Annotated in this window: 11 protein-coding genes; 7 read left to right on the forward strand and 4 right to left on the reverse strand. The window is 67.3% G+C overall.

Features of this window, described 5'->3' with window-relative positions:
• The first annotated feature begins 106 nt into the window (after positions 1 to 106).
• Both MUO23_06480 and MUO23_06485 read left to right on the forward strand, forming a co-directional pair.
• Positions 107 to 682: an aquaporin gene (locus tag MUO23_06480; GenBank protein MCJ7512602.1), complete on the forward strand. Its 576-nt coding sequence runs from the start codon at positions 107 to 109 to the stop codon at positions 680 to 682.
• Positions 683 to 875: 193 nt separating this feature from the next.
• The gene (locus MUO23_06485) at positions 876 to 1,712 is read left to right on the forward strand and encodes an AAC(3) family N-acetyltransferase (GenBank protein ID MCJ7512603.1); all 837 of its coding nucleotides are present in this window, start codon (positions 876 to 878) and stop codon (positions 1,710 to 1,712) included.
• Between the two features lie 203 nt (positions 1,713 to 1,915).
• Here the strand turns inward: MUO23_06485 and MUO23_06490 are convergent, their stop codons facing one another.
• Entirely contained in the window at positions 1,916 to 3,043 is a 1,128-nt protein-coding gene (locus MUO23_06490) for a hypothetical protein (protein MCJ7512604.1), read from the reverse strand.
• A gap of 106 nt (positions 3,044 to 3,149) precedes the next feature.
• Between MUO23_06490 and MUO23_06495 the strand changes: the two genes are divergently transcribed.
• Entirely contained in the window at positions 3,150 to 3,800 is a 651-nt protein-coding gene (locus MUO23_06495; GenBank protein MCJ7512605.1) for a 1-acyl-sn-glycerol-3-phosphate acyltransferase, read from the forward strand.
• Positions 3,801 to 3,876: 76 nt separating this feature from the next.
• Positions 3,877 to 4,377 (forward strand): hypothetical protein, encoded by a 501-nt coding sequence (locus MUO23_06500; GenBank protein MCJ7512606.1) that lies wholly within the window; start codon positions 3,877 to 3,879, stop codon positions 4,375 to 4,377.
• Positions 4,378 to 4,501: 124 nt separating this feature from the next.
• On the opposite strand, the gene MUO23_06505 is transcribed toward MUO23_06500, so the two are convergent.
• The gene (locus MUO23_06505; GenBank protein MCJ7512607.1) at positions 4,502 to 5,647 is read right to left on the reverse strand and encodes an NBR1-Ig-like domain-containing protein; all 1,146 of its coding nucleotides are present in this window, start codon (positions 5,645 to 5,647) and stop codon (positions 4,502 to 4,504) included.
• Between the two features lie 286 nt (positions 5,648 to 5,933).
• On the opposite strand from MUO23_06505, the gene MUO23_06510 reads away from it, so the two are divergent.
• From MUO23_06510 to MUO23_06520, 3 genes are all read left to right on the forward strand, one after another.
• Positions 5,934 to 6,536 (forward strand): hypothetical protein, encoded by a 603-nt coding sequence (locus MUO23_06510; GenBank protein MCJ7512608.1) that lies wholly within the window; start codon positions 5,934 to 5,936, stop codon positions 6,534 to 6,536.
• Entirely contained in the window at positions 6,536 to 6,871 is a 336-nt protein-coding gene (locus MUO23_06515) for a hypothetical protein (GenBank protein MCJ7512609.1), read from the forward strand. The genes MUO23_06510 and MUO23_06515 overlap by 1 nt, the downstream gene beginning before the upstream one ends.
• Before the next feature lie 182 nt (positions 6,872 to 7,053).
• Complete coding sequence (locus MUO23_06520) at positions 7,054 to 9,498, forward strand: hypothetical protein (protein ID MCJ7512610.1); 2,445 nt, start codon at positions 7,054 to 7,056, stop codon at positions 9,496 to 9,498.
• A 54-nt stretch (positions 9,499 to 9,552) separates the two neighbouring features.
• On the opposite strand, the gene MUO23_06525 is transcribed toward MUO23_06520, so the two are convergent.
• Together MUO23_06525 and MUO23_06530 are read right to left on the reverse strand one after the other, a co-directional pair.
• Entirely contained in the window at positions 9,553 to 9,870 is a 318-nt protein-coding gene (locus MUO23_06525) for a DUF4405 domain-containing protein (protein MCJ7512611.1), read from the reverse strand.
• A 13-nt stretch (positions 9,871 to 9,883) separates the two neighbouring features.
• On the reverse strand, positions 9,884 to 10,489 hold the full coding sequence (locus MUO23_06530; protein MCJ7512612.1) for a hypothetical protein: 606 nt from the start codon (positions 10,487 to 10,489) through the stop codon (positions 9,884 to 9,886).
• Positions 10,490 to 10,939 lie beyond the last annotated feature (450 nt).

Below are 10,939 nucleotides of genomic sequence, written 5' to 3' on the forward strand. Positions count from 1 at the left end.
CACTCGATCCCTCGAGCTGACCGCTGGCAGGCTCGGACTGCCTTCACGGTCAGTTGTCCCAATTCAAGACTTGAGCCTATCGCTCGCCCTGATAGGTTGGATGCCCATGGGAAGGTTCTTTGCGGAGTTGCTCGGTACGTTCGCCCTGGCGCTCTTCGGCACCGTGGCGATCATCGTCAGCCTTCTTTGTGGCGGCGTGATCACCCATGTCGGGATCGCCCTGACCTTCGTAATGGCGGTGCTGGCGATGATCTATGCCTTCGGCAACGTCTCCGGCGCCCATCTCAACCTGGCGGTCACTGCGGCCTTCGTCCTGGCTGGGCGCCTTCCGCGGTGTTGGCTTGCTCCCTACCTTGCCGCTCAGACGTCGGGTGCGCTGGCGGCCAGCGCCTTCCTGGCCTGGTCGTTTCCGCAGCATCCGACGCTGGGCGCCACGGTTCCCGCGATCGCCGACGTACCGGCCTATGCCTTCGAAGTGCTGCTGGCCGGACTGCCAATGTCGGTGGTCCTGCACCTCGTCATCGGGTTCCAGGAGCGGGGCCTGCTGGCGGGCGTGGCCATCGGGGCCACGGTCGCCATGGCTGCCATGTTCCCCGGTCCGGTCACGGGCGCCTCGACGAACCCCGCCCGCTCGCCCCAGCCCGGCTGGCTGGGACCGGGTCTCACTAGCCGATCTACCTAGCGGCACCTTTCCTGGGAACCGCGCCCGCCCTGGGCGTGGTGAGGGTGATCCGCCCGGCGGTCCCGCCGCCCGCGGCGAGAGCTCCCGCTGCCCGGGCGGGAGACTCATCCCCCTCCCGGGTCCCGGAATCCGCTGGGAACCGCCTGCCTGTGGGATACTTGGCGCCTCACTTCTCGGCCAGGGCGTCGACCGCATGCGCGAAGAACTGCTCATCCAATCCACCCCTGAACCCCGCACCCGCCCCGGCCTGGCGGCCGACCTGCGCGCCCTGGGGCTGCAGCCCGGAATGACCGTGCTGGTCCATTCCTCGCTGACCTCCCTGGGCTGGGTGAGCGGCGGACCGGTGGCGGCCATCCAGGCGCTGATGGACGTGCTCACATCGCAGGGGACGCTGGTGATGCCGGCCTTTAGCGGCTACTCCGACCCAACCTACTGGGAGAACCCTCCGGTTCCCCGATCATGGATCGAGGTGATCCACGCCACGATGCCGGCCTATGACCCGGCCACGGCACCGACGCGCGGCATGGGCCTGATCGCCGGGAGTTTTCGCACCTGGCCCAGCGTGCTCCGCAGTCAGCACCCGCTCGACTCGTTCTGCGCCTGGGGCGCGCACGCCCAAGAGGTCATCGCCGACCACGCATTGGATGACGGGTTGGGGGAGGCCTCTCCGCTGGCTCGCATCTTTGAGCTCAACGGACATGTGCTGCTGCTCGGTGTGGGCTTCGACAGCAACACCTCGTTCCATCTCGCCGAGCACCGTGCGCCGCGCATCCGCCGCCGGCTCAGCCAGAAGGTGCCCATCCTGGGCGGGCAGGGCAGGGAGCTGGTTTCGATCTCCGAGATCGACTACTCGACCGACGGCTTCCCCAAGATTGGACAGGCGCTGGAGGCCGCCGGCCGGGTGCGCCTCGGCCCGGTTGGATCGGCTACCGCCCGCCTGTTCTCTCAGCCCGAGTGTGTCGATTTCGCCTGCGATTGGTTCCGCCGCCACCAGCCGGAGGGCGCCCGGTCCCGCCCACCTGAGGCCTAGGACGCTCACCCGCCAGGCAGGCAAGGCCTGAATCCAACTCGCCGTCACGGCCCGGAATCCGCCAAGCCTGGAGCGCGACTCTGACCTCACCCGCACGATTCGGTCCCAGGCCAGCTGGCGCTCCCACGGCAGGCTAGAAGCCGGGTTGAGCGGGCATGGCTGCCCAGCCGCGCCGGCTCCCGCCGAGACCAGGCCGCTTTGCCTCAGAGCTCGCGAATGAATACCCGGTGGTTCTTGTAAGCCACGCCGCCCACGTTCTCTAGATCGCGACGCATCTGAACGGCGGATTCGGCCACCTGGGTCAGATCGGCATGCAGGAACTTGTGCTCGTGGATGGTCTTCTCCAGCTCCGAATACAGCAGGGCGTTGCCGCCCCGGCCCTGGAACTCAGGCAGGACGCCGGCGCCGTTGAGGGCCACCCAGCGGGTGCGGCGTGCCTCCAGCTGCAGATCGACAATGCCAAAGGGCAGCAACCGGCCCTTGCTGCGCTGGATGGCGGCCGAGACGTCCGGGAAGGCGAACAGGAATCCGATAATTTCGTCCTCGTGCAGGATGACCTTGATCAGGCGCGGGTTGGCGAAGCCCAGCATGTTGTCCGTCAGGAACTTGATCTCGCGATCACTGAGCGGGTAGTACTCCCAATTGTTGACAAAGGTCCGGTTGTAGGCCTGGCCGATCTTCGGGGCCATGGCCATCAGCTCTCTCTTGCGGGTGAAGCGCAGCACCCGCAGCCCGCTTCGAGCTGCCGCCCGTTCCGCCACGCGGTGGACACGTTCGGGCAAACGGAATTTCTCGGCGCTCAGGTAGCATGAGACGAAGTCAACCTCCTTGCGAAAACCGAGTCGCTCGGCGAAGGCGGGGTAGCTGGGAGGGTTGTAGTTCATCATCGTCATCGCCGGCCGGAACTCGAAGCCGTCCACCAGCATCCCGTAGCCGTCCAGGGCGCCGAAGCCCTTCGGGCCGACAACCTGCGTCAGTCCTCGCCGGCGGGCCGCTTCGAAGACTCGCTCAAACAGTGCTGATGCGATTTCAAGCTCGTTCACGCACTCGAACAGATAGAACTGCGCCTGGAGCTTGCCGTGATAGCGGTTGTACGGACGGTTTTCCAGCAGGGCAATTCGCCCGACGTCCCGGCCGTCCCGGGTCGCCAGGAAGAACTCCGCCTCCGAATGCTCGTAAAAGGGATGCTTGTCGGGATTCAGCTGGGTCGAGGCGTCCATCAGGATCGGAGGCACCCACAGCGGGGAATCGGCGTAGAGATGGAAGGGCAAGTGCAGGAAGCGCTTGACGAGCGTCTTGTCGCGCACATCAACAGCCTGGATCGAAAGCATGGCCCCTCCCTCGATAGCGGCGCGGATTGTAGCACCCGCCCCTCGGGCCTACAATTGGATTCCCGCTCCACTGGAGGTTGACCTGGCCCGAACAGAAGTCGTCCGATTGCTGGCCACGTCCTTCACTCGGCTGTTCTGCACGCACTCCGTCGAGGGACGCCAGCATATCCCCGCCACCGGCCCCTACATCCTGGCCGTTAATCACCTGGGCATGCTCGATGCGCCGTTGATCTACACCGAGGCCGGCGGCGAACACCTCGCCGCCTGGGTGGCCGAGAAATGGGAGCGGCACCTGATCCTGGGCCCGTTCATGCGGGCAGCCAACGGCATCTTCATCCAGCGAGGCGAGGTTGATCGGGAGGCGCTGGAGGCAGCCGTCGCTTGGCTCAAGGCCGGCAAGGTGTTCGGCATGGCGCCCGAGGGCACGCGCAGCCGCACGCATCAGCTCAACCGCGGCAAGGCCGGCATCGTCTATCTTGCCCACCAGGCCGACGTGCCGATCCTGCCAGCCGCCTGCATCAATACCGAGGATGCTCTGCCGGCCTTGCTCCGCTTGCGGCGCAAGCATGCCGTTCTGCGCTTTGGTGAACCCTTCCGTCTTCCGCCGCTAGACCCGGCCCGTCGGGCCGGGTCCACCCGCGACCAGGCCGACGAGGTCATGTGCCGCATCGCCGCCCTCCTGCCCGAGCGCTACCACGGCGCGTACGCCACCCATCCGCGCCTGGCGGAACTCCGGCCCGCTGGCGGCGCTGCCTAGTGACGCCAGGCGATCGGCGGGGTTGTAACTGGCGAGGGTATCCTCTCGGGAGACCCCCTCGTAGGAGGCAGCTCACATGATCAACGCACTGCTTGGACTCGTAGCGGGCTTGATCCTGCTGTTCGCCGGCAAGCGCTTCTTCTGGCTGGTAGCCGGCCTGGTCGGATTCTTGTTTGCCTGGGGAATCATCGAGAACGTATTCGGCGGAGGCTGGCTGGCGGTGATCATCGGCCTGGTCCTGGCCTTCGTGTTCGGCTGGCTGGCGATTAAGTTCGTCAAGATCGTCGCCTACTTCATCGGGTTCGCCGCCGGGGCCTTCATCCTGCCGGCGCTGTTCGGTTTGTTCGGGCTGAACCTCGGCTTCCTGCTCGAAGCCCTCATCGGCGGCGTCATCGGACTCCTGCTGATGGTGTTCGTGTTCGACTGGGGCCTGATCCTGCTGACGGCGATGATGGGCGCTTCCGCCGTCGGGGGCGGGATCCAGGAAGTCCTCGGCGTCGGCCAGCCGATCACCGGCCTCGTTTTCCTCGTGCTTCTGGTCGCCGGGGTCTTTGTTCAGGCGCGCAGCAAAGGATGAGGCTGGCCGGAGGCCGTCTCGGGCCCGGCACTCCCAACTAACGAAGGAACCGGAACCGGCTGCGCCAGCGCAGCCGGTTCACTCCTGACAGCCCGCAGGTGGAGGGTCACCCCGCCGGGCCGGATCAGCGCATGATGCGCGGCATCAACCAGAAGGCCGTGTCATCTTCGAAGTCTCCCCGCGTCTGCACAGTCAGGATGAACTTGACCTTCTTGCCTGCCAGATCCGACAGGTCGGTATCGACCGAGCGGAACTCGTCGTCGTACTCCTCATTCCACTCATCCAGCGTCTTCACCGAGCCGTCGCCGATCCGATACTCCAGCTTCATCTTCATACTGCACTGCTCAGAATCATCCAGACAACTGATGACCGCCCGGAAGGCGTCGCCCTGTTCCACCTTGAAGGCCGGGAACTCCCCTCGGATGCGGCCGTCTTCGATCGCCGGCGGATTCGTCCATAGCCCGGGTTCATTCTCTCTGCGCCCACCCTCCATCACGGCTTCCTCCACTCGCAGGACAAAGCCATCGGGCGACCCGGCCTCGCCGGGGCACGGCAGGTCACCTGAGGCAGTGGACCAATCCGCATCGCAGTAGTTCTCCACCAGGCTGTAGACCACTTTGTCGGGCAGGGAGACGCGGATGCCTACCCAGAAGGGCTTCGTCCCCTGGTCTCCGATTCCAAACAGCTGTCCCCCGAGCGACTGCAGTTTCCAATATCCGCGGTATTCCCCTTTGCCTTCGGGCGCTTCCAGGTCCACAGAGATGTCGACCGTCTCGCCGGGTCTGACCTCCCCCAACAGCGGTTGACTCTTGGCTCCCGACATCCGATCTCCTGAGTCAAACAGCAGATCGTAGTCACGCGTCCAGGTGCACGAGCCATTGTTCCTCAAGCGCCAGGTCTTGGTGAAATCGGCCCCCGGCCTGAACTCCGAGCCGTCGGGGACGGTGACGTCGCTGACGAGGGTTGCCCGATTGCAGGGGATCGTCGTCGGGGCCACCGTGGGCGACAGCGTCGGCACCGGCGTGGTGGCGGCCGATGGATTGGGAGGTGTCAGGCTTGGTCCTTCCGTCGAAATGGGAGGCAAAGGGATCGGCCCGGTCGCGGCGGCTGCGATTTCGGTCATAACCGACTCGACCGTGTGGGCGGCTGCGGTCCCCGCCGTGTTGCCAACTGCCGGTTGTGGCACCAAGCCAGCCGGCAGAGCACAGGCAAGACTGACGGCCGCGCCGGCCAGGCCTACCGTCAGCAGGCAGCGCAGGTCCTTTCTCATCCCAACCTCCTTTGCCCGCCCCTGCGGCCCGGCTGGGGCGGCGCCTGGACTGTAACGCATGCTGGCCCTGGGCTGCCGCGACTGATTCTACGCTTGGCTGCAGTCCCAAGAGGCATCGACGCTCTTCCTGAGGTTGCCGTTCCCGGCCATCGTGGCCGCCTCTCCCCCGCGCAGGGGAAGGACCTTTCCCCTGTTTGGTTCCACCCTTGGCGGGATTGTCGTTGTCCACCAAGTGGCGTAGAAATAGAACGTCTGTTCTATCTCGTTCACCATGGAGCCATCTACCATGCTATCCCAACAACGCCTGCCACTCGCCGCCTCCGACCTACCACTCCCGGCCGCCGATCCGGCGCTGCTGGAGACGCTGCTTCAGCCGCGCCTGTCGCTGTTCTGGGGGGCGCACACGCCCACCCGCACGCTGCTGGCCGTGTTGACCACCCTGGCGGCGCGCGGCCAGGCGGTGCGCGTCTTCGACGGCGGCAACCGCTTCGACGGCTACTTCGTCGCCCGGCTTGCCCGCCAGCTCACCCCGGCGCCGCAGGCCGTGCTGCAGCGTATCCGCCTGTCGCGCGCCTTCACCTGCTTTCAACTCGCCGAGCTGATCGAGAACGCCGCCGCCGATCCGCAGCCCCTGTTCGCCCTCGACCTGCTGGCCACATTTTATGACGAGAGCGTCTCGCTACAGGACTCCGAACGTCTGTTGATGACCACCCTCGGTCATCTCAAGCGCCTGGCCGCCGCCGGGCCGGTGATCGTCGGCGCCCGCGAGCCGCAGTCCCTGGTGAAGGAACGCTGGGCGCTGCTCGACCACCTGCAGGCCGCCGCCGACGCCGCCTGGATGCTGCGCGCCCCGCAGGCCGAGCCGCCGCTGCAGCCGAGGCTGTTCTGATGGGCCGCACCCTCCCCTCGATCACCCAGGCCTTCCTCCAGGAGCAGCAGTCGCTGCTGCGTTTCCGCCGCGCCCTGCGCCGCGAGGACCAGCTCGCCCTGGATGACCTGCTGGCGGCTTCGCGCCACCACCTGGCCGCCGCCGCCTACGCCTCCCACCTGCTGCCCTTTGAGACCATGCTGCTGGCGATGCTGGTCGAAGAACATAAGCAGGTGATCGATCTCCGACGCCGGCTGGAACAATTGGAGGGCTCCAGCCTCAGCCCGTCGCTGCCGCCCGCCTCGGGGACCGAGGCGGCTGGAAGCGCCTCCTCGGAAGAGACAAGGATCTCGTAAGCGCCGACGGGGGGTTCATCCCTCGCCTGTCCGCCCCGCCGCTCGAGGCGCAGGCTGGGAACGCGGCTCTCCCCGCCTCCGTTCCGGGTGAGCGTGGATCGCTTTCCTTTCCAGGTACAGGGCGGCCCCGGAGCGATCGCCGCTCCCTCCGCCCCGAAAACCAGCACCCTTACCAGGAGCGCATGGTGTCTACCCTGTTCGGCTGGCTTTTCGACGTCTACCCTTCCGGCGACGGCATGTGCCTGTGGCTGATCGACGCCGAGGGCCGGATCCACGCCCTTTCCGATACGTTTGCCCCGGTCTTTTACGTGCGCGGTCCCCAGGCCGGTCTGCGCGCCCTGTGTCAACACCTGCGCGCCCGCCGCGCCCCGGTCGAGCTGCGGCGCACGGAACGACGCGACTTGTTCCTCGATCAGGAAGTCGAAGTGTTGGCCGTTTCGGTGCGCAACCCGGGCCAGCTGCCCCTGCTCTTCCGGCAGGCGGCCGATGCCTTTCCGAACCTGACGTACTACGACGCCGACATCAGCCTGCCGCAGCGCTACGTCCTGGCCCGCAGTCTGTTCCCGCTGGCCTACTGCGCCGCCGAGCATGACCACGGCCGCCTGCGCCGCATCGAGGCCCTCGACACACCCTGGGATGTCGAGTACCGCCTGCCGCCGCTGCGGGTGATGGCGCTGCGCCTGTCCGGCGAACTGCGCGACCCCGCCCGCGGCCACCGCGGCGATCTGCTGGTCGACGTCGATGACCGCCTGTTCACCTTCAAGCGCAGCGACAGCCGGGCGCTGCTGCTCGGCCTGCAGCATCTGCTCGAGCAGCACGATCCGGATCTGCTGGTCACGGCCTACGGCGACTCATACATCCTGCCGCGCCTGCTCCAGCTGGCGGCGCACTACCGCATCCCGCTGCCCCTCAACCGCGATCCGGCCCAGCGCGTCGCTCATAAGGCAGCCCGCTCCTACTTCTCCTACGGCCGGGTGGTCTTCCGCGACGAGCAGCATCTGCTGTTCGGGCGCTGGCACGTCGACCGCCAGAACGCCTTCCTGGCCGACGACTACGGCCTGGACGGGACGTTGGAGATCGCCCGCCTGACCGGCCTGCCGGTGCAGACCGTCGCCCGCGTCTCGACCGGCACCGGCATCAGCGCCATGCAGATCGCCACCGCCCAGCGCCGGGGCGTGCTCGTCCCCTGGCAGAAACGCCAGCCCGAGTCGCTCAAGTCCGGCAACGACCTGCTGGTGGCCGACAAGGGCGGTCTGGTCTATCTGCCGATCCCCGGCCTGCACGAGCACGTCGCCGAACTCGATTTCTCCGCCATGTATCCCAGCATCATGGTGCGCTTCAACCTGTCGCCAGAAACCGTCGGCGCCGCCTGCTGCGACGGCCGCCCCGTGCCGGAGTTGGGCACGCCGGTCTGCACCCACCGCCAGGGGCTGGTCCCCGAGACCCTGGCGCCGCTGCTCGAGAAGCGCGCCCACTACAAGGCGCTCGTCCGCCAGCTTCCCGAGGACGACCCGCGGCGCGAGACCTACCGCCGGCGCTACTCGGCCCACAAGTGGCTGCTGGTCACCTGTTTCGGCTACCTCGGCTACAAGAACGCGCGTTTCGGACGCATCGAGGCCCATGAGGCCGTCACCGCCTACGGCCGCGAAGTTCTGCTGCAGGCCAAGGAGATGGTCGAGGCCCGCGGCTTCCGCGTGCTGCACCTGTACGTCGACGGCCTGTGGATCCACAAACCCGGCGTCCGCCGCCCGCCCGACTATCAGGGCCTGCTCCAGGAGATCCAGGCCCAGACCGGACTGCACATTGGGCTGGAGGGCATCTACCGCTGGCTGGCCTTTCTGCCATCGCGCACTGAGCCGCGGATCACGGTGGCCAACCGCTACTTCGGCGCTTTCCAAGACGGCAGCCTGAAGATCCGCGGCATCGAGGCCCGCCGCCACGACACGCCGCCTTTCATCAAGCAGACCCAGTTGGAGATCCTGGAGATCCTGGCTCAGGGCGCTGACGCCGCCGGCTTCCGCCGGGCCCTGCCGGCGGCGGTCGATCACGCCCGCCACAAGCTGCACCGGTTGCTGGCCGGCGAGGTGCCGCTGTCCGATCTGGTGATCACCCAGCGCCTGTCGCGGCCGCCGGTGGAGTACGTCACGCACACTATCACCTCCCAGGCAGCGGGCGAGCTGGTTCAGGCCGGCATCGAACTCAGCCCGGGGGCCACCGTCCGCTTGATCCTGGTGCCCGGGCCCGAGAAAGCCCGGGCGTGGGAGCTCGTCGAAGGCCCGCTGCCCTACGACCGCCCAGCCTACGCCGAGTTGTTGCTGCGGGCCGTCGAGAGCCTGTTCGCCCCTGTCGGCGTCGATCGCCCCACCCTCGACACCTGGATCCGGGGCAACTCCGGCTACTGGGGACCACCCGGCGCGCTGCCGCCGGCCGGCGTAGACCCCGGCACGCCGCTGCTGGCCAGCCGGAGGAAAGCCGGCACCGTGCCCTCCCCCGCGCCGCCACCCTGGGAAGGGACTCCCGGCGGCAGCCCCGCATCCACCCAACCCGCATTTCTGCCTGCACGTGCGCAGGCGCAGACCGGTGCAGTCCAGGCTGGGGGAACCACGCGCCGGCGGGCGGTGGAGTGATCCCACCGCCCGCCGGCAGCCGATCTCAACCCGAGGAAGATCGGTCCTTCACGATCAGCGGGCCTGTCGGGCACTCACTTCACGCCCGGCGCTGGATGCACCGAGCACATTGCGCTTCACTGTCACCACGATCCACTTCCAGTGCACGATCAGGTGAACGCTGACGCCGGCGATCATCGCCATCCCGAACCAGTCATGCAGGCTGCGCCAGGCATCCCGCGTTAGTAGCCAGGACTGCGAGGCCACCCGTCCACCTTGATAGCCCGCGCCGGCGAGCCCGAAGAAGAAGACCAACCCGGTCAACGCCGTCACCAGGAACCCAAGGGCGATCACACTGTTCAGCAGCAAATTCCATTTCGGCCTGAGTGACATCCCGCACCTCGCCCTACAAGGCTGAGCCAGAGTCGCGGACAGCCGGCGCAGCCCAGCGCCCGCCCCCCGCCCACAGCGGTCGGCCGGTCTCGTCCCGCAGCACCACCGTCTGTCCGGTGGCCGGCAGCGTCAGACTCTGAACCTCGAAATCGCCGTCTTCGGCAAAACCTGTGAGCTGCACCTCGTCACCCGGCTGCAGGACGATCCCGAGGCTCGCCCAGTAGCCCGACTGGCCGAGGCCCGCCGTCAGCAGCGAGCCATCCGGGCGCTGCAGCACCAGCTGGCTGTCATCCAGCGAGACCACGCTGCCGACGGCTTCGGTCCACACATGATCGGTTTCCGCCAGGGGGGCAGCCTGGGGCCCGGTGGAACCGCTGCCTCGGCCCCCGCCGGACCGGCCGGTGTGCGGCGCTTCCGCCAGCGGTGCACGCCCTCGTCCCTGGCCCGCTCCCTCGCCGCCCACCGGACCATCGGATTCTGTCGTCCAACGCCCGCGATCTCCAGCCGCGTAGGCTTCCGCGCCCGAGCCGCTGAAGGCCTCGTACACTCCATAGCCCATCAGCGACAGCACGCCAACAATCGCACCAGCAAACACCCATCGCTTCACCATGTTTCTCACCTCGATTCCTCCAGGCGCAGCGATTCGCCGCTCCGGTCTGCGATCAGGCTAGCCATCGGCCATGTAGAAGACGTGAAGGGGAGGCGCAGATCGCCTGCAGCCACACCCGCACCGGCTTCCCACGTACCCACTGGGCAAGGTCCAAGTCCTGCTTTCCGACCCCTCATATCCGGGTCCCGCCCGCCGCGGCCCCAGATCTTGGCGTGCGGCCGGCCTGCTCAGCCGACCGCTCCCCATCCCCCAGCCGAGCTCTGGCGGCTGTCCGGTTTGACGCTCCCCCGCCGACCGTGGTATCATTCTCCTCAATCTCGGGCCGCTCACGCCCTTCTGAGCGGCCCCGCCATGTCCGAGTCCGAGAGGAGTTGGAAGATCAGCGCATCCGAGTTCCGTGTCAACGAGGAAATACGGGTTAGTGAAGTTCGGCTGATCGGCCCGGACGGCCAGAACCTG

Source organism: Anaerolineales bacterium (assembly GCA_022866145.1).
Lineage (GTDB): Bacteria > Chloroflexota > Anaerolineae > Anaerolineales > E44-bin32 > PFL42.

Excerpts from the sequence above, each read along its gene's own strand:
- MUO23_06480 (MCJ7512602.1), top strand. The coding sequence starts at position 107 with ATGGGAAGGTTCTTTGCGGAGTTGCTCGGTACGTTCGCCCTGGCGCTC.
- MUO23_06485 (MCJ7512603.1), top strand. The coding sequence starts at position 876 with ATGCGCGAAGAACTGCTCATCCAATCCACCCCTGAACCCCGCACCCGC.
- MUO23_06490 (MCJ7512604.1), bottom strand. The coding sequence starts at position 3,043 with ATGCTTTCGATCCAGGCTGTTGATGTGCGCGACAAGACGCTCGTCAAG.
- MUO23_06500 (MCJ7512606.1), top strand. The coding sequence starts at position 3,877 with ATGATCAACGCACTGCTTGGACTCGTAGCGGGCTTGATCCTGCTGTTC.
- MUO23_06505 (MCJ7512607.1), bottom strand. The coding sequence starts at position 5,647 with ATGAGAAAGGACCTGCGCTGCCTGCTGACGGTAGGCCTGGCCGGCGCG.
- MUO23_06510 (MCJ7512608.1), top strand. The coding sequence starts at position 5,934 with ATGCTATCCCAACAACGCCTGCCACTCGCCGCCTCCGACCTACCACTC.
- MUO23_06515 (MCJ7512609.1), top strand. The coding sequence starts at position 6,536 with ATGGGCCGCACCCTCCCCTCGATCACCCAGGCCTTCCTCCAGGAGCAG.
- MUO23_06520 (MCJ7512610.1), top strand. The coding sequence starts at position 7,054 with ATGGTGTCTACCCTGTTCGGCTGGCTTTTCGACGTCTACCCTTCCGGC.
- MUO23_06525 (MCJ7512611.1), bottom strand. The coding sequence starts at position 9,870 with ATGTCACTCAGGCCGAAATGGAATTTGCTGCTGAACAGTGTGATCGCC.